At 65.8% G+C, this 23,611-nt stretch carries 26 protein-coding genes and 1 tRNA gene; 21 read left to right on the top strand and 6 right to left on the bottom strand.

The annotated features are described in order from the left end of the window. Window positions 1-7 precede the first annotated feature (7 nt). A complete protein-coding gene (locus tag RX333_RS12245) occupies window positions 8-268 on the bottom strand; it encodes an accessory factor UbiK family protein (protein ID WP_316015233.1) in 261 nt (86 codons plus the stop codon). Between the two features lie 123 nt (window positions 269-391). Between RX333_RS12245 and lgt the strand changes: the two genes are divergently transcribed. Genes lgt through RX333_RS12220 form a run of 5 tightly spaced genes read left to right on the top strand, consistent with a single transcriptional unit; the run spans window position 392 to window position 4,656 of the window. Beyond that, window positions 392-1,273 carry a prolipoprotein diacylglyceryl transferase gene (lgt, locus tag RX333_RS12240; RefSeq protein WP_316015232.1) on the top strand — a complete coding sequence of 294 codons (882 nt, stop codon included), beginning with the start codon at window positions 392-394 and terminating at the stop codon, window positions 1,271-1,273. Continuing rightward, window positions 1,270-2,328 carry a class I SAM-dependent methyltransferase gene (locus RX333_RS12235; RefSeq protein WP_316015231.1) on the top strand — a complete coding sequence of 353 codons (1,059 nt, stop codon included), beginning with the start codon at window positions 1,270-1,272 and terminating at the stop codon, window positions 2,326-2,328. Before lgt ends, RX333_RS12235 begins: the two co-directional genes overlap by 4 nt. After that, a complete protein-coding gene (gene pgeF, locus RX333_RS12230) occupies window positions 2,325-3,080 on the top strand; it encodes a peptidoglycan editing factor PgeF (RefSeq protein WP_316015230.1) in 756 nt (251 codons plus the stop codon). Before RX333_RS12235 ends, pgeF begins: the two co-directional genes overlap by 4 nt. Continuing rightward, complete coding sequence (locus RX333_RS12225) at window positions 3,077-4,204, top strand: Xaa-Pro peptidase family protein (RefSeq protein ID WP_316015229.1); 1,128 nt, start codon at window positions 3,077-3,079, stop codon at window positions 4,202-4,204. Before pgeF ends, RX333_RS12225 begins: the two co-directional genes overlap by 4 nt. Beyond that, complete coding sequence (locus RX333_RS12220) at window positions 4,201-4,656, top strand: hypothetical protein (protein WP_316015228.1); 456 nt, start codon at window positions 4,201-4,203, stop codon at window positions 4,654-4,656. The genes RX333_RS12225 and RX333_RS12220 overlap by 4 nt, the downstream gene beginning before the upstream one ends. On the opposite strand, the gene RX333_RS12215 is transcribed toward RX333_RS12220, so the two are convergent. Then, on the bottom strand, window positions 4,653-5,156 hold the full coding sequence (locus RX333_RS12215) for an Lrp/AsnC family transcriptional regulator (RefSeq protein ID WP_316015227.1): 504 nt from the start codon (window positions 5,154-5,156) through the stop codon (window positions 4,653-4,655). The two genes, RX333_RS12220 and RX333_RS12215, sit on opposite strands and share 4 nt — an antisense overlap. Window positions 5,157-5,254: 98 nt before the next feature. On the opposite strand from RX333_RS12215, the gene RX333_RS12210 reads away from it, so the two are divergent. From RX333_RS12210 to RX333_RS17245, 9 genes are all read left to right on the top strand, one after another. Then, entirely contained in the window at window positions 5,255-6,169 is a 915-nt protein-coding gene (locus tag RX333_RS12210) for a mitochondrial fission ELM1 family protein (RefSeq protein ID WP_316015226.1), read from the top strand. 117 nt (window positions 6,170-6,286) lie between these two features. Beyond that, window positions 6,287-7,282 carry a thioredoxin-disulfide reductase gene (gene trxB / locus RX333_RS12205; RefSeq protein ID WP_316015225.1) on the top strand — a complete coding sequence of 332 codons (996 nt, stop codon included), beginning with the start codon at window positions 6,287-6,289 and terminating at the stop codon, window positions 7,280-7,282. Then, a complete protein-coding gene (locus RX333_RS12200; RefSeq protein WP_316015224.1) occupies window positions 7,279-8,025 on the top strand; it encodes a hypothetical protein in 747 nt (248 codons plus the stop codon). The genes trxB and RX333_RS12200 overlap by 4 nt, the downstream gene beginning before the upstream one ends. Before the next feature lie 83 nt (window positions 8,026-8,108). Next, window positions 8,109-9,812, top strand: coding sequence for a bifunctional sulfate adenylyltransferase/adenylylsulfate kinase (locus tag RX333_RS12195; RefSeq protein ID WP_316015223.1), 1,704 nt, complete (start codon window positions 8,109-8,111; stop codon window positions 9,810-9,812). A gap of 261 nt (window positions 9,813-10,073) precedes the next feature. Next, the gene (locus tag RX333_RS12190; RefSeq protein ID WP_316015222.1) at window positions 10,074-11,036 is read left to right on the top strand and encodes an IS1595 family transposase; all 963 of its coding nucleotides are present in this window, start codon (window positions 10,074-10,076) and stop codon (window positions 11,034-11,036) included. A 23-nt stretch (window positions 11,037-11,059) separates the two neighbouring features. Then, window positions 11,060-11,920, top strand: a complete 861-nt coding sequence (locus RX333_RS12185; RefSeq protein WP_316015221.1) for a hypothetical protein — start codon at window positions 11,060-11,062, stop codon at window positions 11,918-11,920. Beyond that, window positions 11,913-12,449 carry a type II toxin-antitoxin system VapC family toxin gene (locus RX333_RS12180; protein ID WP_316015220.1) on the top strand — a complete coding sequence of 179 codons (537 nt, stop codon included), beginning with the start codon at window positions 11,913-11,915 and terminating at the stop codon, window positions 12,447-12,449. Before RX333_RS12185 ends, RX333_RS12180 begins: the two co-directional genes overlap by 8 nt. After that, the gene (locus tag RX333_RS12175; RefSeq protein WP_316015219.1) at window positions 12,421-12,570 is read left to right on the top strand and encodes a hypothetical protein; all 150 of its coding nucleotides are present in this window, start codon (window positions 12,421-12,423) and stop codon (window positions 12,568-12,570) included. Before RX333_RS12180 ends, RX333_RS12175 begins: the two co-directional genes overlap by 29 nt. Then, complete coding sequence (locus RX333_RS17245) at window positions 12,563-12,727, top strand: BC1881 family protein (RefSeq protein ID WP_410056074.1); 165 nt, start codon at window positions 12,563-12,565, stop codon at window positions 12,725-12,727. The genes RX333_RS12175 and RX333_RS17245 overlap by 8 nt, the downstream gene beginning before the upstream one ends. On the opposite strand, the gene RX333_RS12170 is transcribed toward RX333_RS17245, so the two are convergent. From RX333_RS12170 to RX333_RS12160, 3 genes are all read right to left on the bottom strand, one after another. Continuing rightward, window positions 12,724-12,906 (bottom strand): KTSC domain-containing protein, encoded by a 183-nt coding sequence (locus tag RX333_RS12170; protein WP_316015218.1) that lies wholly within the window; start codon window positions 12,904-12,906, stop codon window positions 12,724-12,726. The genes RX333_RS17245 and RX333_RS12170 overlap by 4 nt on opposite strands. 109 nt (window positions 12,907-13,015) lie before the next feature. Next, window positions 13,016-13,243: a DUF1150 family protein gene (locus RX333_RS12165; protein ID WP_316015217.1), complete on the bottom strand. Its 228-nt coding sequence runs from the start codon at window positions 13,241-13,243 to the stop codon at window positions 13,016-13,018. A gap of 14 nt (window positions 13,244-13,257) precedes the next feature. After that, window positions 13,258-13,668 (bottom strand): Hsp20 family protein, encoded by a 411-nt coding sequence (locus tag RX333_RS12160; RefSeq protein WP_316015216.1) that lies wholly within the window; start codon window positions 13,666-13,668, stop codon window positions 13,258-13,260. Between the two features lie 186 nt (window positions 13,669-13,854). On the opposite strand from RX333_RS12160, the gene RX333_RS12155 reads away from it, so the two are divergent. The 5 genes from RX333_RS12155 (at window position 13,855) to RX333_RS12135 (ending at window position 18,928) form a co-directional block, all read left to right on the top strand. After that, window positions 13,855-15,033 carry an acetyl-CoA C-acyltransferase gene (locus RX333_RS12155; protein WP_316015215.1) on the top strand — a complete coding sequence of 393 codons (1,179 nt, stop codon included), beginning with the start codon at window positions 13,855-13,857 and terminating at the stop codon, window positions 15,031-15,033. 11 nt (window positions 15,034-15,044) lie between these two features. Next, window positions 15,045-16,226 (top strand): acyl-CoA dehydrogenase family protein, encoded by a 1,182-nt coding sequence (locus RX333_RS12150; RefSeq protein ID WP_316015214.1) that lies wholly within the window; start codon window positions 15,045-15,047, stop codon window positions 16,224-16,226. An 11-nt stretch (window positions 16,227-16,237) separates the two neighbouring features. After that, window positions 16,238-17,269: an acyl-CoA dehydrogenase gene (locus RX333_RS12145; protein WP_316015213.1), complete on the top strand. Its 1,032-nt coding sequence runs from the start codon at window positions 16,238-16,240 to the stop codon at window positions 17,267-17,269. 132 nt (window positions 17,270-17,401) lie between these two features. Next, entirely contained in the window at window positions 17,402-18,841 is a 1,440-nt protein-coding gene (locus tag RX333_RS12140; RefSeq protein WP_316015212.1) for a HAMP domain-containing sensor histidine kinase, read from the top strand. 10 nt (window positions 18,842-18,851) lie between these two features. Next, window positions 18,852-18,928, top strand: a tRNA-Arg gene (locus tag RX333_RS12135). Window positions 18,929-19,137: 209 nt separating this feature from the next. Here RX333_RS12135 and RX333_RS12130 read toward each other — a convergent pair. Next, a protein-coding gene (locus RX333_RS12130) for an IS3 family transposase (protein ID WP_410056073.1) occupies window positions 19,138-20,294 on the bottom strand; the annotation gives its coding sequence in 2 pieces (ribosomal slippage) (window positions 19,138-20,015 and window positions 20,015-20,294; 1,158 coding nt in all). A 671-nt stretch (window positions 20,295-20,965) separates the two neighbouring features. Between RX333_RS12130 and RX333_RS12125 the strand changes: the two genes are divergently transcribed. After that, complete coding sequence (locus RX333_RS12125; protein ID WP_316015210.1) at window positions 20,966-22,963, top strand: YadA-like family protein; 1,998 nt, start codon at window positions 20,966-20,968, stop codon at window positions 22,961-22,963. A gap of 65 nt (window positions 22,964-23,028) precedes the next feature. Then, on the top strand, window positions 23,029-23,427 hold the full coding sequence (locus RX333_RS12120; RefSeq protein WP_316015209.1) for a hypothetical protein: 399 nt from the start codon (window positions 23,029-23,031) through the stop codon (window positions 23,425-23,427). Window positions 23,428-23,611: the final 184 nt, after the last annotated feature.

The raw sequence follows: 23,611 nt of genomic DNA, 5'->3' as shown, positions 1-23,611 counted from the left end.
GCTCCGGTCAAGCGCCCGCGTCACCTGCGTGCTTGGCCTCGAGCGCCGCGATCCGCGCTTCGAGCGCCGCATTCTCCTCGCGCGCCTTCTGGGCCATCGCGCGCACGGCATCGAATTCCTCGCGCGTGACGAAGTCGCGATCGGCCAGCCAGCGGTCCATCATCGACTTCATCGCGTTCTCCGCTTCGGTGCGCGCGCCCTGCGCCACGCCCATCGCGTTGGTCATCAGCTGGCTCATATCGTCCAGGATCCGGTTGCGGGTCTGCATCCTTGGGGCCCTCCTCGTGGCTATGTCACTGATATGGTGAGCACGCGTGCAAAGGGCAAGTCAGGCGCTTGACCCGCCCCGCACGCCGTGGGCAAACAGGGCGCATCGCAGCCGGAGACGCCCATGCCCTTTCCCGAGATCGACCCCGTCGCCCTGCAGATCGGGCCTCTCGCCCTGCGCTGGTATGCGCTTGCCTATATCGTGGGCATCGTCGGCGGCTGGTGGCTGGCCGCCCGCATCGCGCGGCGCGACCACCTGTTCGGTCCGCAGGGTGCCCCCGCCACACCCAAGCAGATCGAGGATTTCATCACCTGGCTGATCCTCGGCATCATCGCGGGCGGGCGGCTGGGCTATGTCCTGTTCTACCGTCCCGGCTACTACCTGCAGAACCCGCTGGAAATCGTGCAGGTCTGGGACGGCGGGATGAGCTTCCACGGCGGCTTCCTCGGCGTCTGCATCGCGATGGTGCTGTGGACCCGCCGCCACAACGTGCCGCTGATGTCGCTCGCGGACCTCGCCGCCGTGGTCACTCCGATCGGCCTGTTCCTGGGCCGCGTCGCCAACTTCATCAACGGCGAGCTCTGGGGTCGCCCGACGGACGTGCCCTGGGGCGTCGCCTTTCCCGGGCAGCGCGCGCAGGACTGTTTCGGCGTCCCGGCCGATCAGGTCTGCCTGCGCCATCCCTCGCAACTCTACGAGGCCTTCCTCGAAGGCGTCGTCCTCTTCGGCATCCTGCTCGCGCTCGTCTGGGTGTGGAAGGGGCTGCGCCGCCCCGGCCTCGCCACGGGCATCTTCTTCGCGGGCTACGGCCTGTCGCGCTTCATCGTGGAGTTCTTCCGGCAGGGCGACGCGCAATATATCGGCCCCGACAACCCGTTCGGGCAGGTGATCCGCTTCGGCGACAGCGCTTGGGCGGGGCTGAGCATGGGGCAGATCCTGTCCCTGCCGATGATCGTCGTCGGGCTGGCGCTGATCCTCTGGGCGCTGCGCCGCCGTCCCGCATGACCGCCCTGATGCCGCATCTGCGCCGCCAGATCGCGGCGGCGGGGCCGATCAGCGTGGCGGAGTACATGCAGACCTGCCTGCAACACCCCGAGCACGGCTACTACATCACCCGCGATCCCTTCGGCGCGGCAGGCGATTTCACCACCGCGCCCGAGGTGCACCAGATCTTCGGCGAGATGATCGGCCTCGCCCTCGCGCAGGCCTGGCTCGATCGTGGCGGCGGCCCCGCCCGGCTGGTCGAGCTGGGACCGGGCCGCGGCACCCTGATGGCCGACATCCTGCGCGCGACCGCACGCGTGCCGGGCTTCCACGAGGCGATCGACATTCACCTCGTCGAGACCAGCCCGACCCTGCGGACCCTGCAGCGCGAGACGCTCGCGGGTCACGAGATCCACTGGCACGCAAGCCTCGCTGACGTGCCCGACGGCCCGCTGCTGCTCCTCGCCAACGAATTCTTCGACGCCCTGCCGATCCGCCAGTTCCTGCGGCGGGGCGAAGGCTGGGCCGAACGCTGCGTGACGTCCTCCGGCGACGGACTGGCCTTCGCCCTCTCGCGCCCCGCACCCCAGCCGGTCCTCGACGCGCTGTTCGGGCCGGTGGCGGAGGACACGCTCGTCGAATGGTGCCCCGCTGCCAGCCCGATCATGGAGGAGATCACCCGCCGCCTGCGCATCGGCGGTGCCGCGCTGATCCTCGACTACGGCGCGTGGGACGGGACCGGCGACACGCTCCAGGCGCTCAAGGCCCAGCGCCCCGTCGATCCGCTCGCCACGCCGGGCGAGGCCGACCTCACCGCGCATGTCAATTTCTCCCATCTCGCCCGCGCCGCAAGTCTGCCCTGCGGGATCGAGGATCAGGGTGCCTTCCTTGAACTGCTCGGCATCACCGCCCGCGCGCAGGCGCTGGTCGCCCGCGACCCCGGCGTCGTCGCCGCGCATCGACGGTTGACGCATCCGGATGAAATGGGAACGCTCTTCAAGGTGCTGGGACTGGCCGCCACGGGCGCGCCGCTTCCCGGCTTCCGCAATTTCGGACCGGGGGACGCACGCGCATGACACTGGAAATCCTCGCCTCGGACCTGCTCGCGCCCGTGCGGCACGGCTTCTTCACCCGGCGCGGCGGCGCGTCCTCGGGCATCTTCGCCGGGCTCAACTGCGGCCCCGGCTCCTCCGATCAGGCAGAGGCCGTGCGCATCAACCGTGGCCGCGTGGCAGAGGCGATGGGCGTCACGCCCGCCTCGCTGATCTCGCTGCATCAGGTCCACTCCCCCGACGTCGTGACCGTGCACGAGGTCCCGGCGGAGCGTCCCCGCGCCGATGCGATGGTCACGGACCGCCCCGGCCTCGCGCTGGGCATCCTGACCGCCGATTGCGCGCCAGTCCTGTTCGCCGATCCCGACGCAGGCGTGATCGGTGCCGCGCATTCCGGCTGGAAAGGGGCCGTCGGCGGCGTGCTGGAGGCGACCATCGAGGCGATGGAGGCACTCGGCGCGAAACGCGACGCCATCCGCGCCGTCATCGGCCCGACCATCAGCCAGCGCAATTACGAGGTCGGTCTCGACTTCATGGACAATCTGCTCGCCGAGGACGACGCGAACAGCCGCTTCTTCGCGGGCGGGCGCGATGCCGACCACGTCCAGTTCGACCTGCCCTCCTACGCCCTGACCCGCCTGCGCGACGCGGGGGTGGAGGCGGAATGGACAGGTCACTGCACCTATGCCGAGCCCGACCGCTTCTTCTCCTACCGCCGCTCGACCCACCTGAAGGAGGCCGATTACGGCCGCCTGATCGCGAGCATCCGCCTGTGACCTTCGACGCCGCCGAACATGCTGCCCGCCGCGCCCGCCTCGACGAGGCAATGACCGACCGTGGCCTCGACGCGCTCCTTATGTTCGCCCCCGACAGCCACTACTGGCTGACGGGCTTCGACACGTTCGGTTTCTGCTTCTTCCAGTGCCTGATCTACGCGAACGGCAAGGCCCACCTCCTCACCCGCTCCGCCGACCTGCGGCAGGCGCAACTCACCTCCGACATCGAGGACATCCGCATCTGGACCGACGGGCGCGACGACCCCGCGGCGATGCTGTCCGACTGGCTGCGCGAGCTCGGGATCGCTGGCCGCATCGGCGTCGAGACCGAGACCCACGGCCTGACCGCCGCAAACGGGATGCGCCTCTTCGCCGCCCTGCCCGACCTGGTGGAGGCGAGCGACCTCGTCCCCACCCTCCGCCTCACCAAATCCCCGGCCGAGATCGCCTGCCTGCGCCGCGCGGGCGAGCTGACCGATAAGGGCTACGAGGCCGCCCTGCCCCTGATCGCGCCCGGCGCGGACGAAGGCGAGATCCTCGCCGCCCTGCAAGGCGCCATCTTCGCGGGCGGCGGCGATTTCCCCGCCAATCCGGTGGTCATCGGCTCGGGCGAGCGCGCGCTCCTGTGCCGCAGCGCCACCGGGCGGCGCAGGCTCGACCCACAGGATCAGCTCACGCTTGAATGGGCCGGGGTCTGGCGCAACTACCACGCCGCCGCGATGCGCACCGTCATCATCGGCCCACCCACGGACCGACACCGCCAACTCCACGATGCCGCGCGCGAGGCGCTGCTGGCCTGCGAGGCCGCCCTGACCCCCGGCGCGCGGATGCGCGACGTCTTCGCAGCCCATGCCGACACGCTCGACCGGCACGGCCTCTCCGCCCACCGACTCAACGCCTGCGGCTACGCCCAAGGCGCCCGCTACGCGCCCAGCTGGATGGAGCCGCAGATGTTCCACGCCGGGGCCGACACCGTGATCGGGCCCGACATGGCCTTCTTCCTGCACATGATCCTGATGGACAGCGACACCGGCACCGCCATGACGCTGGGCCGCACGTCCCTCACCACCGCCGAGGGGGCAGAGCCGCTCAGCCGCCTGCCCCTCGAGCTCGACGTCGGATGATCCGCGCGCTCGCCGCCCTGCTGCTGCTGGCCGCCTGCACGGCCGCCCCCGCCACCGGCCCGCGCCGCGCGCTGCTGGCCGAGGATGTCGCCGTCTTCATCCGCGTCGACGCCACGCAGGGAGAGGCCTTCGCCGACACCGTCGCGGCCGAGACCGCCCGCCTCATCGGCCCGCCCTTCGAACTGACCCGTATGAGCGGTCGCGAGCTGATCCTCAACATGACCGGCCGCGCCGGGCGCGGCGAGGATGCAGGTCGCCCGACGCTCTACATGGATTGGGACGTGCGCGAACCGGGCGGCACGCAGGTGGCGCTGTTCCGCGTCGCGACGCTCGCCCGCCCCGGTGTCGGCACCATATCGCGCCGCGATGCGGACGGCCTCGCCTTCTACTCCGCCGAGGCGCTGATCCAGCAACCGGGCATCCGCGCCATCGTCTTGCAGCGCAGGAACTAGAGCGCGCCTTCGGCCACCCGCGCTTCGAGCACGTCGAACGGCACGCCCGGCTCGTTCTTGGCGTTGCGGATGACCAGCGAGGTCTTGACGCTCGCCACGTTCTCCGCCGCCGTCAGCTCCTCGGTCAGGAAGGATTGGAAGCTCGACAGATCCGGCGCCACGCATTTGAGGATGAAGTCGATCTCGCCGTTGAGCATGTGACACTCGCGCACCAGCGGCCAGTCGCGGCAGGCCTGCTCGAAGGCGCTCAGGTCCTTCTCCGCCTGGCTGCGCAAGGACACCATCGCGAAGACCTGCACCTCGAAGCCGAGCTCGCGTGCGTTCACCCGCGCGTGGTAATCCGTGATGTAGCCCGTCTCCTCCAACGCGCGCACGCGGCGCAGGCAGGGCGGGGCCGAGATGCCGACCCGGCGGCTCAGTTCCACGTTGGTCATCCGTCCGTCGGCCTGTAATTCGGCGAGGATCTTGCGGTCGATCGGGTCGAGCTTGATGCTGGGCATTGGGATCTTTACTCATCATGCGCGCGGCGGCGCTCTTGCGGCGGCACGTTACAAGCCGCACCCGAGAACCGCAATAATATTTCAGGATTGCGCAACAAATGTCACAAGGCAGACTCCGCATCGCCATCGTCACCGACGGCCGCCCGGCGAACCGGGTGCAGGCCGAAGGCCTGGCCGAGGCCATCGCACGACGCGAAGAGGCGGATATCCAACGTCATGACGTGAACGTCAAGCCGCTCTGGCCCACTCTCGCCCTGCGCGCGCGGCTGCCGCATCTCATGGACGTGCCGCAGGCGGATCTCGTGATCGGCGCGGGCCGGCGCGGCAACCTCGTGGCCGCCGCGGCCCGCCGCGCGGGCGCGAAATCCGTGGCCATCCTGCGCCCGCCCCTGCCACTGTCCCATTACGATGCGGTCGTCGTCCCGGACCATGACCGGCTGCTGGGCGACAACGTGGTCACCACGCTCGGCGCGCTCAACGCGCTGACCCCCGGCAGGATCGCCGAGGCCGCGCGCAACATCGCCCCCCTGCCGCCCCGCACGCTCGCCGTGCTGATCGGCGGTCCGTCGCGCAGCGCCGATTTCGGCCCGTCCGGGGAGGCGCGCCTGATCGAGGATCTCGACGGGTTCGCGGCCGAAGGCTGGACGCTGGCCGCCACCCCCTCCCGTCGCACGCCCGAAGGGCTGATGGACCGCCTCACCGCCCGCTTTCCGCGGATGATCGCCTGGAACGGCGCGCCGCCCAACCCCTATCCCGGCTGGCTCTCCCATGCCGAGGCCATCCTCGTGACCGCCGACAGCGTCAACATGGCCAGCGAGGCCGCGGCCACCGGCAAGCCCGTCTTCGTCTCGGGCAAGAGCGCCTCCGACAGCAAGTTCGCCGCCTTCCATGCCGCCCTCGCCGCGCGCGGCATCACCCGCGACGCCGCCCACGGCCCCGATCACTGGACCTATCCGCCCCTGCGCGAGGCCGACCGCGTGGCCCCCCTCGTGCGCGATCTGACCGCGCGCTGAGCCCCCTTCATCTTCCCCGTCAAATACGCAAGCCCGGCCTGCACGCCGCGCATCCGCACTTTATCGCACGGCCCCGCTCGCCTATATCTGACGCCCGAAAGAGGAGGAGCGTGCCCCATGTCCCAGACCCGCCATACCCGCCTGCTGATCGTCGGCTCCGGCCCCGCGGGCTACACCGCCGGCGTCTACGGCGCACGCGCCATGCTCGAGCCGATCCTCGTCCAGGGCATCCAGCCCGGCGGCCAGCTGACCACGACCACCGAGGTCGAGAACTGGCCGGGCGAGACCGAGATCCAGGGCCCCGACCTGATGGTGAACATGGAGGCGCACGCCAAGGCGATGGGCACCGAGATCGTCAGCGACTACATCACTTCGCTCGATCTCGACAGCCGTCCCTTCAAGGCCCATGCCGACAGCGGCACCACCTATACGGCGGACGCGCTGATCCTCGCCACCGGCGCTCAGGCCAAATGGCTGGGCCTCGAAAGCGAGGAGAAGTTCAAGGGCTTCGGCGTCTCCGCCTGCGCGACCTGCGACGGCTTCTTCTACCGCGGCAAGGAGATCGTCGTGGTGGGCGGCGGCAACACCGCCGTGGAGGAGGCCCTGTTCCTCACCAACTTCGCCTCCAAGGTCACGCTGATCCACCGCCGCGACGAGCTGCGCGCGGAGAAGATCCTGCAGGACCGCCTTGCCCGCAATCCCAAGATCGAACCGCTCTGGTTCCACCAGATCGACGAGGTGCTGGGCGACGAGCAGCCGCTCGGTGTGACCGGCGTGCGCGTGAAGGACGTCCGCTCGGGCGAGACGCGCGAGATCCCCTGCGCCGGCGTCTTTATCGCCATCGGCCACGCGCCCGCCTCCGAGCTGGTGGCGGACAAGCTGGAAACCCACATGGGCGGCTACGTGAAGACGAAACCCGATTCGACCGCGACCTCCATCCCCGGCGTCTTCGCCGCGGGCGACCTGACCGATCACATCTACCGCCAAGCCGTCACCTCCGCAGGCATGGGCTGCATGGCCGCGCTCGAGGCCGAACGCTTCCTGGCCGAGCAGGAGGGCGAGCACGTCTCCGAACCCCTGGGCTACGGCGCAAAGGTCGAGGCCGCGGAATGAGCGCGGGCGACCGGCAGACGGTCATCTGCATGAAATGGGGTCCGCGCTACGGTGCGGACTACACCAACCGCCTCTGGGGCATGATCCGCCGCAACACGGCGCGCGACACCCGGCTGATCTGCTTTACCGACAATCCCGACGGCATCGACTCCGCGGTCGAGTGCCGCCCCCTGCCCCACGTCACCCTGCCCGAGCGTCACGCGATGAAGGGCTGGCGCAAGATCGCGTTGTGGAACCGCGATCTCGGCCTCGAAGGCGACCTGCTCTTCATGGATCTCGATCTGGTCATCACCGGCTCGATCGACGGCTTCTTCGACCACGCGCCCGAGGAAAGCTACGTCGTCATCCGCAACTGGACCCAGCCCGACAAGCGGATCGGCAACACCTCCGTCTACCGCTTCCGGGTCGGCGCGCATCACGATGTCTACGAGCGGCTGATGGCCGATCCCGAGGGCGTCAGCGACGCCTATCCCAACTCCCAGACCTATATCTCGTCCAACATCTCCTCGATGGCCTTCTGGCCCGAGGACTGGTGCGTCTCGTTCAAGCACAGCCTGATCCCGCGCTGGCCCCTGAACTTCGTGCGCGACGTGCCGCTGCCCGAGACGGCCCGCGTCGTCGCCTTCACCGGCAAGCCCGACCCGGACGAGGCCGCGATCGGTGTGTGGCCGGCAAAGGGCTACAAGAAGCTCTACAAGCACGTGCGCCCAACCCAGTGGATCACCGATCTCTGGCGCGAATAGGCGACCCTTCGCTGCGGCGGCACGGGTCGAGGCCCGTTCCGCCCTCCCCCCGAACGCGATCCTTGACGAGCGAGTCCCTTGCCATGCACCAGCCCCATGCCCCGATCCCCGAGCTTTACGTGTCCCATGACAGTGCGGCGAAGCTGCGCGTGGAGGCGGGGGAGCTGCCCTCCTGGGACCTGACCGCGCGCCAGGTCTGCGACCTGGAGCTGTTGATGAACGGTGGCTTCAACCCGTTGCGCGGCTTTCTGGGGCGCGAGGATTACGACCGCGTGGTCGAGGAGATGCGCCTCGCGGACGGGTCGCTCTGGCCGATGCCGGTCACGCTCGACGTGTCCGAGAAGTTCGCGAGCCAGGTCGAGGAGGGGCAGGATATCGCCCTGCGCGACCCCGAGGGCGTGATCCTCGCCATCCTCAGCGTCACCGACAAGTGGAGCCCGGACAAGGCGCGCGAAGCGGAAAAGGTGTTCGGCGCCGACGACGTGGCGCATCCGGCGGTCAACTACCTGCACAACGTCGCGGGCCCCGTCTATCTGGGCGGGCCGATCACCGGCATCCAGCAGCCGGTGCATTACGACTACCGCGCCCGGCGCGAGAGCCCCAACGAGCTGCGCGCCTATTTCCGCAAGATGGGCTGGCGGCGCATCGTCGCCTTCCAGACCCGCAATCCCCTGCACCGCGCGCATCAGGAACTGACCTTCCGCGCGGCGAAGGAGGCGCAGGCCAACCTTCTGATCCATCCGGTCGTGGGCATGACCAAGCCGGGCGATATCGACCATTTCACCCGCGTGCGCTGCTACGAGGCGGTGCTCGACAAGTACCCCGCCGCCACCACGCATCTGAGCCTGCTGAACCTCGCCATGCGCATGGCGGGCCCGCGCGAGGCGGTCTGGCACGGCCTGATCCGCCGCAACCACGGCTGCACGCATTTCATCGTCGGGCGCGATCACGCGGGGCCGGGCAAGAACTCGAAGGGCGAGGATTTCTACGGCCCCTACGACGCGCAGGAGCTGTTCGAGGCGCACGCCGCCGAGATCGGCATCGAGATGGTCGACTTCAAGCACATGGTCTGGGTCGAGGACCGGGCCGAATACATGCCCGTCGACGAGGTGCCCGAGGGCGCGAGCGTGCTCAACATCTCCGGCACCGAGCTGCGCCGCCGCCTGCAGGAGGGTCTGGAGATCCCCGAATGGTTCTCCTTTCCCGAGGTGGTGGAGGAGCTGCGCCGCACCAAGCCGCCGCGCTCGAAACAGGGCTTCACCGTGTTCCTGACCGGGCTCTCGGGCTCGGGCAAGTCGACGATCGCCAATGCGGTGATGGTCAAGCTGATGGAGATGGGCGGCCGCCCCGTCACGCTGCTCGACGGGGATATCGTGCGCAAGAATCTCAGCTCGGAGCTGGGCTTCTCCAAGGAGCACCGGGATCTCAACATCCGCCGCATCGGCTATGTCGCGAGCGAGATCACCAAGAATGGCGGCATCGCGATCTGCGCGCCGATCGCGCCCTATACCGCGACCCGCCGCGCCGTGCGCGAGGAGATCGAGGCCTTCGGCGCCTTCGTCGAGGTGCATGTCGCGACCAGCCTGGAGGAATGCGAGCGGCGCGACCGCAAGGGCCTCTACAAGCTGGCGCGCGAGGGCAAGATCCAGGAGTTCACCGGCATCTCCGACCCCTACGAGGCCCCGACCAATGCCGAACTGGTCGTCGACACCGAAGGGCTCGACGTCGACTTCTGCGCCCACCAGGTCATCCTCAAACTCGAAAGCATGGGCCTGCTGGCCGCCTGAGGCGCCTGCAAGGCAGGCTGCCCGGGGCAAAGGACGGAGGGGCCGGTTCCGCACGCGAAACCGCCCCCTCACCCGCCCGCGATCGCCGACAACCTGCCATACGCTTTCCATACGCATGCCATACGCATCGCAGACACGGTTTTTCAGACAAAACGAAGGCCCGGCGCATCCTGCGCACCGGGCCTTTTTTTGGCGTTTGTATATTTGACAAACCCAAACGGGATTCCTATATTTCTATCATAGAGTTGAGGAACCCAAGCCATGTCCATCCTGTCCAAGCCCTACATGCACGACGAAGCCGCCGCCTTTGCGCACATCGAGAGCATCATCTGGGCGGATGGTCCGGTTTGCCCGCATTGCGGTGTCGTGGATCGCGCCTATCGCCTTGAGGGCGTTCGCACGAAGGCGAGCAAGAAGCATCCCGAGGGCAAGGTGCGCCACGGCCTGTGGAAGTGCCGCGATTGCCGTGGTCAGTTCACCGTCCGCAAGGGCACCATCTTCGAGGACAGCCATATCGAAATGTTCAAGTGGCTCCAGGCGATCCACCTGATGGTGTCCAGCAAGAAGGGCATCAGCGCGCACCAGCTTCACCGTGTTCTAGAGATTACTCACAAGTCTGCGTGGTTCATGGCTCACCGCATCCGCGAGGCCATGCGCAATGACAACAGCGTCGATTTCGGTGCTGGCGGCGGCACCGTGGAAGTGGACGAAACGTTCATCGGCAACGACCGTACCATCAAGCCGAAGCATACGAAGAAGGGCCGTGGCTACGCCCACAAACACAAGCTGCTGACGCTGCTGGACCGCAACACGGGCCGCACCAAGAATATCGTCGTGGACGACCTCAAGACCTCCACGCTCCTGCCGATCCTGCGCGAGAACATCGCGGCGGAGGCTGTCGTCTACACGGACGAAGCGGCACAGTATAAGCGCCTCGCAAATGACTTCGCGGGCCACGACTTCACCCGCCACGGCTCCGGTGAGTATGTGCGCGGAGAGGTCCACACGAACACGGTTGAGGGCTATTTCAGCATCTTCAAGCGCGGCATGAAGGGCACTTACCAGCACTGCGCGAAGAAGCACCTGCACCGCTATGCTGCGGAGTTTGAGTTCCGCTACAACAATCGCGCCGCCAACGGTGTAAACGATACGGAAAGGGCTTGCGCGGCACTGTCCGCCGCGACCGGCAAAAGGCTCCTTTACCGGGACTCGTTGGGCGCGTAGAATCTGCGCCGGAGGCGCAGCAGTTGGCAAAACCGATCAAGATCATAGTTCGCGGGGCCGACAGCCGGGGTGATGATGCGCCAACGGTCGAAGACCTATTGGCTCAGATTCAGGATTTTGTGGCCGTCCTTCATAGCGTCGAAAGCGCCGTTGCGGACGATGGGAAAGAAGAAATTGTCTGGCGAGTAACCGACGCGACAAAAAATTCTCCGATTACCTTCGAGGTGACTCCCTACCCGAAAACGCACGCCATGAATATTGACCGGCGGGCCATAGAAGTAGTCACTGCCACGGCAAAAGGCTTTGAGCAAATTGCCACGACTGGCGGACGGCCAATGTATTTCTCCGATCAGGTGATTGATCGAGCAGAGAGGGTTTACGCGAGAGTTACGAATGGACTGGCCGAAACGAATGTAGATTTTTCTGCCTACGATGCGGCCCCGAATCTTGAGGTAACCCGAAATAATGCAAAAAGCTCCATCACCCGTATCGAAGAACTCCGGTCTCCTCCGCCCAATACGCATCGCGAAATTGGATCCTTAGAAGGCTTCGTCGCAAAGGTAGAGCTTGATGGATTTGAGCGACCCATCGTGTGGCTGCGCTCCCGGCTTGATGGCCAGTTAGTGAAGTGCGAAGCCAGTGACGGCGGACTGGATCGGATAGGTCACTTCGAAGTTATAGAAGTGCTAAAGGGCAAGCGAGTAAGGGTCCACGGTATACTTCACTACAAGTCTTTGGAGCAAATTGCTTACATCGAGGTCGAGGGTGTGCATGTCTTTGAGGCTGATGTCGAGCTGGCCGATGCTGATTCTATAGTATCTCCCGGATTCACGGGTGGCATCGAATCCAGTGCCTATTTGGAGGCGTTGCGTCAAGATGGCTAAGCTCATCAGGGTCTACTGGGATGCATGCGCTTGGATTGCTTACATCAACCAAGAGAAATCCATCGAAACTGCTAGCGGTGCACCGGAAAACCGATTTGCTATGTGTTCCGAGGTGCTCCGGTTGGCACAGGACAAGAAAGTGGAGATCGCTACTTCAGCTTTCACATTGGCAGAGGTCTGCAAGAACCCGGAAGTTAAGGATAGCCCGCTCGACAACCTCCCCTCGTTCTTTGAAAAGTCCTACATCCTGATCGTGCCGGTTGATATGGCTATAGGTCGCCGGGCACAAGCAATGCAAGCGAGCGGATTGGTCAACTTGAAGCCGCCAGATGCAATACATTTAGCTTCTGCACAAAGGGCCGCAGTCTCGGAGCTACACACATTCGACGGAAAGATATTAGACCTCGATAGCAAGATCACTGGATCGGATGGCAAGCCTATGAAGATATGCAAGCCAACGGAAGGCAAGCCATTGGGGCCGCTCTTTGAGGAACGCAACGATGGCGACGAAGAAAAAGACCCAACTTGACCGCTTCAAAGAAGCCGCCCGCGAGCTAGAGACGGACGACGACGAGACGCGCTTCAACGAGAAGCTGGGCAAACTGGCAAAGCAGAAGCCGAACAAGGGAGAGGAGTCGCCCGATGAATGACATTACGCCGCCAGTGCAGCTTGCACATACCCTAACCCGCGACCTCAACGACGAGCTTATCAAGCGTGAAGGTGTAAACGCTATCTTTCGTGGGCCAGACGACACCATCACCAAAACGGTTCGCGGCCCCGCGTGGGTCTTAATTAATCGAGACTAATAGCGATCCCGAATGTGATCGTTGAAGAACGTGCCCTTGGAACCAGCGGCCAGAAAGGCGTGATAGACGCTCTCGGGAACCCCGTAGTAGTCGTAGCGTCCGCTTGTGCGGAACCAGATCGAGAGCGTTCCTCCGCTCCATTCTATCTGACTGATCGCGGACGAATTGACGTAAGGCATTCTCGAATCTCCTCTCTTGCGGAGTCCGAGCCTGTTCCTATGGGGCGGGTTTGTCAAATATACTATCGCCCTTTTTTTCCATGTCGGTCGGCGTCACGCCATGGGTCGATCAGTGCACCGAAACCGGCGCCATCTCGTTCTGGCGGGCCACGATGAACGCCGTCTTGCGATCCGCAACCAACGCAATTCGCTCACCATTTTGCGAGTGGATCGCGTAGAGCCGTTCGAGATCGGTCTGATCCTGCACGTCCTGCGGCAGGTCCGCGGTCATGACTTCACGCACGTAGACGGTGCGGTCCTCGAGCGCCTCGGGACGCGTGTGCTGGGCCTCGGTCATCCTGCTCTCCTCCATCATGCCTTGCCGATTTCGATTGTCTGAACAACGCGCTGAGGCGACTTTCGTTCGAGCGAGATGTTCAACAGGCCGTGTTCGAGGCCCGCGCCGGTCACCTCGACCCCATCGGCCAGCACGAAGGAGCGGCTGAATTGCCGCGCGGCGATCCCGCGGTGCAGGAACACCCGGTCATCTGACGTCTCGGCCTGCCGACCGCGAACCAGCAGCTGCCGGTCTTCCAGCGTGATGGCCAGATCCTCCTCGGCGAAGCCCGCGACGGCGAGCGTGATGCGATAGGCGCCGTCGCCCACCTGTTCGATATTGTAGGGGGGGTAGCCCTCGCCGGACTTGGCCGTCCGCTCGACCAGACGGTCGAGCTCCTCGAAGCCCAGCAGGAAGGGATGCGATCCCAGCGTGTGTCGTGTCATCTGCGATGTCCTCGTCTTTCAAGCGACAATGCGGTCGGGCCCCGGCAATCGGCGACCCTCTCCCTTCGCAATATGGGGATCGGCGATCCTCCGCTCAAGATGTGCGGCTCCGACGCGACGTCAGTGGCGCCCGGCAGGCGAATGGGGCTAGGCTCCCTTCAAAACGACGAATTTGGGGAGGCCGCCATGCGCGAAGCCGTCATCGTATCATCCGCCCGCTCCGGCATGACCAAGGCCGGGCGGGGGGAGCTCAACCGCACGCATGGCGCCACGCTGGGCGGCGCCGTGATCGCCGAGACGGCGAAGCGCGCGGGGATCGACGCGGCGATGATCGAGGATTGCATCATCGGCTGCGCGCACCCCTCGGGGGCCACGGGCGGCAACATCGCGCGCCAGATCGTGATCCGCGCCGGTTTGCCGGTGACGGTCGCGGGGGCGACGGTCAACCGCTTTTGCTCCTCCGGCCTGCAGGCCGTCGCGATGGCCGCGAACAGCATCGTCAACGAAGGTGCCAAGGCGGTGATGGCCGGTGGCATCGAGATGATCAGCCATATGGACGCCCGGAGCGGCGACCTGAAGCAGGATCCCTGGCTGGCCGAGCATCGCCCCGACATCTACCTGCCGATGATCGACACGGCCGACATCGTCGCCCGCCGCTACGGCGTCAGCCGGGAGCGGCAGGACGAGTACGGGCTGCGCTCGCAAAAGCGCTATGCCGCAGCGGTCGAGGCAGGCAAGTTCGCGGACGAGATCATGTCCTTCGAAACCGTCATGGCCGTGCAGGACCGCGAGACGGGCGAGATCAGCGAACGAGCCGTGACCGTCGACCGCGATACCTGCAATCGCCCGAACACCACGCTGGAAGGGCTCGCGAGCCTGACGCCCGTGCGGGGCGAGGATGCGTTCATCACCGCGGGCAACGCTTCACAGCTCTCCGACGGGGCGGCGGGCGTCATGCTGATGGAGGCCGAGGCGGCGAAGGCGGCGGGGGCCGAGGCACTGGCCACCTTCCGCGGCTTCTCCGTCGCTGGCTGCGAACCCGACGAAATGGGCATCGGCCCGATCTACGCCGTGCCGCGCCTGCTGGAGCGGGCGGGCATGAAGGTCGACGATATCGACCTGTGGGAGTTGAACGAGGCGTTCGCGAGCCAAGTGCTCTATTCCGCCGACACGCTCGGCATCGATTACGACAGGCTGAACGTCAATGGCGGCTCCATCGCCATCGGGCATCCGTTCGGCATGACTGGCGCGCGCCAAGTCGGCCACGTGATCCGCGAGGCGAAACGCCGCAATGCCAAATGGTGCGTCGTCACCATGTGCATCGGGGGCGGCCAGGGTGCCGCCGGCCTGATCGAAGTGCACTGAGGGAGGATAGGATGGACCTGAACTTCACCCCCGAACAGGAGGCCTTCCGTCAGGAAGTGCGCGACTGGCTCGATGCGAACCTGGAGCCGCGACTGGCGGAGAAGGTGCGCACGTCCAAGCACCTGACCAAAGAGGACATGGAAGGCTGGCACGCCAAGCTGAACGAGAAGGGCTGGCTGGCGAACCACTGGCCGGTCGAGCATGGCGGACCCGGCTGGGGGGCGGTCGAGAAGTTCATCTTCGAGGACGAGATGGCGCGCGCGCACGCGCCGCGCATCGTGCCGTTCGGCGTCAACATGCTGGGCCCCGTGTTGCTGAAGTTCGGCTCGGAGGAGCAGAAGGCGCATTACCTGCCACGTATCCTCGACGGCACCGACTGGTGGTGTCAGGGCTATTCGGAGCCGGGCGCGGGATCGGACCTCGCCTCGCTCAAGACCACGGCGGTGAAAGAGGGCGACCACTACATCGTCAACGGGCAGAAGACCTGGACGACGCTGGGCCAGCATGCGGACTGGATCTTCTGCCTGGTGCGCACGGCGAAGGACGGCAAGCCGCAGGAGGGGATCTCGTTCCTGCTGATCGACATGGACACGCCCGGCGTCGAGGTGCGCCCGATCCATCTGCTCGACGGGGATCACGAGGTTAACGAGGTCTGGTTCACGGATGTGAAGGTGCCAGCCGAGAACCTCGTCGGGCAGGAGAACCAGGGCTGGACCATCGCGAAATACCTGCTGACCTACGAGCGGACGGGCATCGCGGGCGTCGGCTTCTCCACCGCCGCGCTGGCGGAGCTGAAGGCGGCGCTCGGTGACAGTCACAAGGCGGACGATCCGCTGTTCGCAGCGCGAATGGCGCGGGTCGAGATCGCGCTCGAGAACATGAAGACCACGAACCTGCGCGTCCTCGCAGCCGCGGCGGGTGGCGGCGCGCCGGGGGCAGAAAGCTCGCTCTTGAAGATCAAGGGGACAGAAATCCGGCAGGAGATCAACGCGCTGTTCATGCGGGCGATGGGCCCACAGGCGCAGCCCTTCGTCTCCGAGGCGCTGGACGAGGGCTATAACGGCCCGCAGATCGGGCCGGAGGGCGCGGCTTGGGCCGCGAAGGATTATCTCAACAACCGCAAGCTGTCGATCTTCGGCGGATCGAACGAGATCCAGAAGAACATCGTCTCCAAAGCGATGCTGGGATTCTGAGGGGCAGACAGATGGATTTCACACCGACCGACGACCGCCGGATGCTGGCGGATACTGCCGATCGCTTCCTGCGCGACCGCTACGACCACGAGACCCGCATGAAGATCGCGGGTTCCGACGAGGGCTGGTCGCGCGAGCTGTGGTCCGAGATGGCCGAGCTCGGCCTGATCGGGGCGCTCTTCACCGAGGAGGACGGCGGTTTCGCGGGCCACGGCCACGATATCGCGCTGATCTTCGAACGGCTGGGCCAAGCGCTGGTGGTCGAACCCTTCCACGGCGCCCTTGCGGGTCGGGCCCTGCCCGCCGAACAGCGGGAGGAGGTGATCGCGGGGACGCTGATCCCGGCCCTCGCCCATTCCGAGGCCGCCGCCCCCTTCGCCGTCGACCGGATGCGCAGCAGGGTCGAGGACGGCAAGCTCACGGGGCGCAAGGTGGCGGTCCCTCTGGCCGAGGCCGCCGACATCTTCGTGGTCTCCGCTCAAGGTCCGGACGGGCCCGGCCTCTTCGCCGTGGAGGCGAGCGATGCGGAGGTGACCGGCTATCCGCTGATGGATGGCGGGCGCGGTGGCGACGTTACCTTCGACGGGGCACCCGCAACGGCGCTCGATACCTCGCTCGACACGGTGCTCGACACCTGTCTGCTTGCCCTGTCGGCGGAGGCGCTCGGCCAGATGGAGCGATGCAAGGATGCGACCGTCGACTACCTCAAGACGCGCAAGCAGTTCGGGGTGCCGCTGTCGAAGTTCCAGGCGCTCCAGCACCGGGTCGTCGACATGGTGACCGAGATCGAGCAGACCCGTTCGTCCGTCATCAATGCCGGACAGCACCTCGGCGGGGATCGGGCCTCCCGCTACGCCGCCGCCGCGAAGTTCACGGCATCCGAGACCGGCCGGAAGATCGCCGAGGAGACGATCCAGCTTCACGGCGGTATCGCGATGACCTGGGAATACGACCTGGCGCATGTCGCCAAGCGCCTGGTGATGATCGCGCAGATCATGGGTGACGAGGATGAGCACCTGACGAGGTTCGCCCGCCTGACCTGATTCCAACCGAAAAAGACAGCTCGGTCGCCTCCCCGGCGACCGGGCCATGTTGTAACTCACGAGCGCGGCTTGGCGTTTCGGAGTAATGACCGCTATATTGCGCTCAAACCGCATTGGCGCGGACGGTGCCGCATGTTCAATTCCCTTTCCGGTCGAGTCATCGCGCTGACGATCATCTTCGTCATGCTGGCCGAGATCCTGATCTTCGTGCCGACCGTCGCGCGGTTCCGTGCGGATTACCTGCAGGAACGACTGGAACGGGCGCAGATCGCCTCCCTGTCCATTCTCGCGACCCCGAACGACATCATCGCCCCCGAATTGGAAGAGGAATTGCTGTCGAACGCAGGTGTTACGAATATCGTGCTGCGCCGCGATTTCATGCGCGAGCTCGTCCTCACATCGCCGATGACCGCGCAGATCGGCGAGACATTCGATTTGCGGGATGCGACGGCGTTTTCGCTGATCGCGGATGCGATGGCTCTGATCGTGACGGGCGGCGACCGGATGATCCGCGTGATCGGTCTTCCGGTGCAGGGCGGCGGGACCGCGATCGAAATCACCCTGCCCGAGACGCCTCTGCGCAGCGCGGTGATGAGCTACGGCGTCCGGGTTCTGGGGCTGTCCTTGCTGATTTCAGTCATCACGGCCGCCCTTCTGCTGATTGCCGCCAACCGGTTCATCGGTCGTCCGATCCAGCAGATGGTCGGCCAGATCACCGCGTTCCGCGAGGATTTCCAGAACCCCGATCGGATCATCCAGCCACGCTCGTCCCTTCGCGAGTTCCGATCCGCCGAGGAAGCGATGGCGCTGATGCAGACGCAGCTGGTCAGTGCGCTCAAGCAGAAGGACCGGCTGGCGGCGCTGGGCGAGGCCGTCGCGAAGATCAGCCACGACCTGCGCAACATGCTGACGACGGCGACCTTGATGGCGGATCGTCTGGAAAGCTCCGCCGATCCGGCGGTCAAGAGGACGGCACCCAAGCTGATCGGCTCGCTCGGGCGTGCGGTAAACCTGTGCGAGAGCACGTTGAGTTTCGGCCGGGCGGAAGAGGCGAAACCCGTACCGCGGATCATCGACCTGCATCGCCTCGTGGAGGACGTCTTCGGTGCGGAACTCCTGTCACGCGCCGACGAAGGATGCCGTTTCAGGAACGAGGTCGCGCGCGGCGCCCGGATCGAGGCGGACCCCGAACAGCTCTACCGCGTGCTTCTCAACCTGGTCCGCAATGCGCGCCAGGCGATGGAACATCAGAGCGATGCGACGATCAGCATTTCGTGCTCCACCCACGAGGCAGAGTGCCGCATCATCGTCAGCGATACGGGACCCGGACTGCCGACCAAGGCGATCGAACACCTCTTCAAGCCGTTTCAGGGCAGCCATCGACGCGGCGGCTCCGGATTGGGTCTCGCCATCGCGGCGGAACTCGTCGCAATGCATGGCGGCAGACTGGAATTGCACGAGACCTCGACGGCGGGAACGACCTTCCACATCCATCTTCCGATGCGCGATCTCAGGCTCGTGCCGAAACCCGATATTTCGCCCTTGCAAACCCCGATCGCGAAAGATAGGTAGCGGCTCACGCGGACCGATAGCTCAGCTGGATAGAGTACCTGACTACGAATCAGGGGGTCGGGGGTTCGAATCCTCCTCGGTCCGCCACTTCTCAAATGTCGAGAGTCGAGCAAACCTTCCTTTTTGGTGCTCGAATTACCATTCTCGACGCCCTGCCCTTTCCGCGCGTCGTGTTTCCGAGGCCTCAAGCAGCGCTGCCGCTGCTGCTGAAACGCTTTGATCGGCCAAGCTCGGCGGCTCGTTCGGAAACTTGTATCTGAGGTGCTCCCCGATCCTTGGACAGGGTCTGGCGGTCTCTAAGCTACTCTCCGGGCCTCCTGGTCGGGTTGCGTGATTGTCGTACCGGCGCGGTAGATTACTCCCGGCGGCCGTCCGTCGAGGGCGGCATGGGGCCGCCGGTGGTTGTAGAAGGTAAACCAGCTTCGCAGGCCGGCGCGGGCCTCGGAGCCGGTTTCCCAGGCATGCAGGTAGACACACTCGTACTTCACCGAGCGCCAGAGCCGTTCGATGAAGATGTTGTCCAGGAACCGGCCCTTGCCGTCCATGGAGATACGGATTCCCGCCTTCCGCAGCGGGTCGGTCCAGGCGAAAGCCGTGAACTGCGATCCCTGGTCCGTGTTCATGATCTCGGGCGGGCCGAAGCGCGCGATGGCCTCCTCCAGGGCGTCGGCGCAGAACTCTGCCTCCAGCGTGTTCGACAGCCGCCACGACAGCACGCGCCGACTATGCCAGTCCATGATCGCCACGAGGTAGAGAAAGCCCCGCCGCATCGGCAGGTAGGTGATATCCGCGCACCAGACCTGGTTTGGGCGGTCGATCGTCAGGCCCCGGAGCAAGTAGGGGAACGGCCTTTGCCCCTTGGCCGGCCGGCTGGTGTTCGGCTTGCGGTAGATCGGCATGAGGCCCATGAGCCGCATCAGGCGCCGCACCCGCTTCGGGTTCACCGCATGGCCGTCGTTCCGAAGGTGCCAGGTCATTTGGCGCACCCCGTAGAACGGCGCCTCCATGAACTGCCGGTCGATGATTTGCATCAGTGCGAGGTTCTCGGCCGTCTCGCCCGCTGGGCGGTGGTAGAACGTCGATCGCGGGATCGACAGAAGCCGGCATTGCGTGCCGATGGACAGTCTTGGGTGATCCTTCTCGACCATGCCCCGCCTCACGTCCCGCCCCAGGGCTTGAGCTTTCTGGACAAAAAATCGTTCGCGACGGCAAGCTCCCCAATCTTCGCGTGCAACTCCTTCACGGTCTCGGCGTCCACTTCCGGCGCCTTGCTCGCCGCCCCCTTCTCGAACACGCCCGATGCCCCTTCGAGCAGTGCCTTCTTCCACTGATGGATCAGCGTCGGATGCACCTCGAACCGAGCCGCCAGCTCAGCAACCGTCTGCTCGCCCTTCAACGCCTCCAGCGCCACCTTCGCCTTGAACGCGGCCGCGTGTCGTTTCCTCTTCGCCATCTCTGCCGTCTCCTTCTCGAAGACCAGATGACCTCAGATCGTAGCTTCCGTCAGTGCCCAATTTCCGGGGAGCACCTCAACCCTTGTTCCAGGCAGGGCCGTTCTGGCGGACGGCTGGCAGGTTCGGAACAGACATGGCGGATCCTTTACAATCCACCCTCCTGCCCTCCCGGCGACCCAGTGTCGGGGCAGGATAATACCACAGAAGACGCACTCAAGCTGCACCAGGAAGCTTTCGCCCCAGACTCTATGTGCATCCTCATCTCATTGCGGCACGACAGCTCCGAAGCCATAGTAGGTTGGGCGGCCACCGGTGGTAGTTCAACTTGGCCGTCCGAATTGCATCCAGCAATGAACGGCTGAAATGAGCCCATTTTGACCGATGCTGCGGCAACGTCCGACGTCCGCTCATTGCCGACAGCGGTGCCCTGCATCCGCCACATCATCGCGAGGATCGGAGCCAGCGGTTCGCCCTCGACAGCGCGCGGCCCAGACCTGCTCTTTGTTGCGCGCCGGCCAACCAATCGCCCTGAGGTTGCGCTGCATTGCGTAAACTCAATTTAACATATTGATGGAATTGCCATTTATTGGCGTATGCTTTTCAGTTTTTCCTTGCTTGGCGAGGCAGATAAACGCCTAGTCATCCTGTTTACCAACAGAGAGTGCCCCCCATGTCCAAGCTGACCCTGCTCGCGCGAAGACGCGGACGTCTGAAACTCACCACCGCGACGGCTTCCGCCTTCCTCGCCTTGTCCAGCGCCGCCTTGGCCGACGGCTCGCCGGAATGCAATGTCGGTGCCGGTGCCAATTCGACCGAATGCGGTGTCAACACGACCGCGACGGGCGATTCGGCCATCGCTGTGGGCGATGGCGCAACTGCGACCGGCGATTTCTCGGTCGCCGTCGGCGACAGCGCGTCGGTCGCGGCCGGCGCCACCGACGGGATCGCCATCGGCGAGTCGGCATCCGCGACAGGCCCCTCGACCACCAGCGTCGGTGGAGAAACAGTGACCAACGGGCCGGGCGCGACCGCGATCGGCTGGCAATCGATGGCGACTGCAGAGCGGGCGCAGGCCTTCGGCCACCTCGCCACGGCGCAGGGCATCCGCTCGCTCGCCATCGGTGAGAATGCGGATGCGGTCAGCGACCAATCGACGGCGATCGGCAACGAGGCGATCGCGGATGGCGAGGATGCGCTCGCCATGGGCGATGCGGCCTCAGCGCAGGGCCCGTCCACCACCAGCATCGGCGGCGAGGCGGTGACCAACGGCCCCGGTGCCACGGCCATCGGCTGGCAGTCGATGGCGACGGCGGAGCGGGCTCAGGCCTTCGGGCATCTCGCGCAGGCGCAGGGCGTGCGTTCGTTGGCCGTTGGAGAGGGCGCTGTCGCATCGAGTGACCAGTCCTCGGCCATCGGCAACCTCGCCGCGGCGGACGGCGAGGATGCGCTCGCCATCGGGGATGCGGCCTCGGCCACCGGGCCGTCGACCACGAGCGTCGGCGGCGAGTCGGTGACGAACGGTCCGGGCTCGACGGCCATCGGCTGGCAGAGCATGGCCACCGCCGAACGCGCGCAGGCCTTCGGCCACCTCGCACAGGCGCAAGGCGTACGATCCCTCGCGGTCGGCGAAGGCGCGATCGCGTCGAGCGATCAGTCCACCGCCATCGGCAACCTCGCAACGGCGGACGGGCTGGATGCGCTCGCCATCGGCGATGCGGCCTCGGCAACGGGTCCTTCGACGACCAGCGTCGGCGGTGAGTCGGTGACCAACGGTCCAGGCTCGACCGCTATCGGCTGGCAAAGCATGGCGACCGCGGAACGGGCGCAGGCCTTCGGCCACCTCGCTCAGGCGCAGGGCGTACGATCCCTCGCCGTGGGCGAAGGTGCTGTCGCGTCGAGCGATCAGTCGACAGCGATCGGCAATCTTGCCACGGCCGATGGGCTGGATGCGCTCGCCATCGGCGACGCGGCCTCGGCGAACGGGCCCTCGACCACCGCGCTCGGCGGCGAGTCGATGGCAATGAACCCGGGTGCCACGGCAGTCGGCTGGCAGTCGGCGGCGACGGCGGAGCGGGCACAGGCCTTCGGTCACTTGGCGCAGGCGACCGGCGTGCGGTCGGCTGCCGTAGGTGAAGGCGCGGTCGCTTCGGGTGAGCGGTCGCTCTCTTTCGGCAACCTCGCGATGGCCTCGGGCACCAACTCGGTCGCCATCGGCGACGGGGCGATGGCGACGGCGGCCAATCAGTTCACGCTCGGCAATGCCGCCAACACCTACACGATGCCCGGCGTGACCTCCGCCGCGAGCCTCGCTGCGCAGGGACCTTCGGTCGGCGTGCTGACCTCGGATGCCGCAGGCAATATCGCGGTCGATGCGAATGCGGGCGCGGCCCTGGCCGATTTCGGGCAGCAATTCGCGGGCCTGCGCGGCGATATCGCCGATAACGAAGAGGGCGTCGCGATGGCGATGGCCATGGGTGGTGCGCCGGCGGTGCCCGCGGGCAGCACCTTCGCCATCTCCGGCAGCCTGGGTCATTTCGAGGGATCGTCCGCAGCCGCAGTCTCGATGGGCTACAAGATCGGGCCGAACGTCCAGCTTGGAGCCGGACTGGCCTACGGCACCGGTCGCAATAATGTCGGCGGCAGCATCGGTGTCACCTACGCATGGTGAGCCGGGACCTGTTCCGCTTCTGGGGGGCGCTGCTGTTCGCGGCGCCCCTTCTTCTGTGTCCACCAATGGCGAAGGCGCAAACGCAGCCCGCGCCGGAGATCGAGCGCAGCTACGCCGTGGCGCTGATCCGGGACACGATGGCGCTGGTCAATCACGGCAACTGGACTGGCAACTACACCGTACTGCGCGACGCGGCGGCGGACGCGTTCGCGGATGCCAACGATCCCACGCGGCTCGCCGCGATGTTCGTGCAGTTGCGAGCCGAGCGTCTAGACCTGTTGCAGACGATGGTCGTCGATCCGGTGATCCTGAATATCGAAGCGGCGGACGGAACCCAAGCGCTGCGCCTGACCGGCTATTTCCCGTTGCAGCCGCGCCATGTGAGTTTCGACCTGACCTTTGCGCGAGATCTCAGCCGCTACCGCCTGACGGGGCTGTCGGTGGGCGCGTTCGAGCCGCTCTGAACGCCTAGGTCATCTAGACTATGTTGACAAACTGCGGACCCTTACCCGTGCAGCCACGCTGTGAACGAAGCCGAGGTAACTCGCCGCGGTGAAGTGGTCCTAGAAAATCGGACATTTGGCTAGGGTGTGTCCCGAACCTTTGAAGGGATACGAGAATGGCGAAGCGCCGGAAATTCACCGATCA

Source organism: Roseobacter sp. HKCCA0434, assembly GCF_032464675.1.
GTDB lineage: Bacteria > Pseudomonadota > Alphaproteobacteria > Rhodobacterales > Rhodobacteraceae > Pontivivens.
The sequence above is the reverse complement of the archived record's forward strand: the minus strand, read 5'-3'. Positions and strand labels throughout refer to the sequence as shown.

Bases quoted from the DNA above. Each gene is read 5' to 3' on its own strand.
- RX333_RS12120 (WP_316015209.1), top strand. From the start codon at position 23,029: ATGGCGAAGGCGCAAACGCAGCCCGCGCCGGAGATCGAGCGCAGCTAC.
- RX333_RS12165 (WP_316015217.1), bottom strand. From the start codon at position 13,243: ATGACCGAGGCCCAGCACACGCGTCCCGAGGCGCTCGAGGACCGCACC.
- RX333_RS12125 (WP_316015210.1), top strand. From the start codon at position 20,966: ATGTCCAAGCTGACCCTGCTCGCGCGAAGACGCGGACGTCTGAAACTC.
- RX333_RS12170 (WP_316015218.1), bottom strand. From the start codon at position 12,906: ATGCCTTACGTCAATTCGTCCGCGATCAGTCAGATAGAATGGAGCGGA.
- RX333_RS12155 (WP_316015215.1), top strand. From the start codon at position 13,855: ATGCGCGAAGCCGTCATCGTATCATCCGCCCGCTCCGGCATGACCAAG.
- RX333_RS12180 (WP_316015220.1), top strand. From the start codon at position 11,913: ATGGCTAAGCTCATCAGGGTCTACTGGGATGCATGCGCTTGGATTGCT.
- trxB (WP_316015225.1), top strand. From the start codon at position 6,287: ATGTCCCAGACCCGCCATACCCGCCTGCTGATCGTCGGCTCCGGCCCC.
- RX333_RS12245 (WP_316015233.1), bottom strand. From the start codon at position 268: ATGCAGACCCGCAACCGGATCCTGGACGATATGAGCCAGCTGATGACC.
- RX333_RS17245 (WP_410056074.1), top strand. From the start codon at position 12,563: ATGAATGACATTACGCCGCCAGTGCAGCTTGCACATACCCTAACCCGC.
- RX333_RS12215 (WP_316015227.1), bottom strand. From the start codon at position 5,156: ATGCCCAGCATCAAGCTCGACCCGATCGACCGCAAGATCCTCGCCGAA.
- RX333_RS12175 (WP_316015219.1), top strand. From the start codon at position 12,421: ATGGCGACGAAGAAAAAGACCCAACTTGACCGCTTCAAAGAAGCCGCC.
- RX333_RS12200 (WP_316015224.1), top strand. From the start codon at position 7,279: ATGAGCGCGGGCGACCGGCAGACGGTCATCTGCATGAAATGGGGTCCG.
- lgt (WP_316015232.1), top strand. From the start codon at position 392: ATGCCCTTTCCCGAGATCGACCCCGTCGCCCTGCAGATCGGGCCTCTC.
- RX333_RS12160 (WP_316015216.1), bottom strand. From the start codon at position 13,668: ATGACACGACACACGCTGGGATCGCATCCCTTCCTGCTGGGCTTCGAG.
- RX333_RS12150 (WP_316015214.1), top strand. From the start codon at position 15,045: ATGGACCTGAACTTCACCCCCGAACAGGAGGCCTTCCGTCAGGAAGTG.
- RX333_RS12140 (WP_316015212.1), top strand. From the start codon at position 17,402: ATGTTCAATTCCCTTTCCGGTCGAGTCATCGCGCTGACGATCATCTTC.
- RX333_RS12195 (WP_316015223.1), top strand. From the start codon at position 8,109: ATGCACCAGCCCCATGCCCCGATCCCCGAGCTTTACGTGTCCCATGAC.
- RX333_RS12220 (WP_316015228.1), top strand. From the start codon at position 4,201: ATGATCCGCGCGCTCGCCGCCCTGCTGCTGCTGGCCGCCTGCACGGCC.
- RX333_RS12210 (WP_316015226.1), top strand. From the start codon at position 5,255: ATGTCACAAGGCAGACTCCGCATCGCCATCGTCACCGACGGCCGCCCG.
- RX333_RS12145 (WP_316015213.1), top strand. From the start codon at position 16,238: ATGGATTTCACACCGACCGACGACCGCCGGATGCTGGCGGATACTGCC.
- pgeF (WP_316015230.1), top strand. From the start codon at position 2,325: ATGACACTGGAAATCCTCGCCTCGGACCTGCTCGCGCCCGTGCGGCAC.
- RX333_RS12235 (WP_316015231.1), top strand. From the start codon at position 1,270: ATGACCGCCCTGATGCCGCATCTGCGCCGCCAGATCGCGGCGGCGGGG.
- RX333_RS12190 (WP_316015222.1), top strand. From the start codon at position 10,074: ATGTCCATCCTGTCCAAGCCCTACATGCACGACGAAGCCGCCGCCTTT.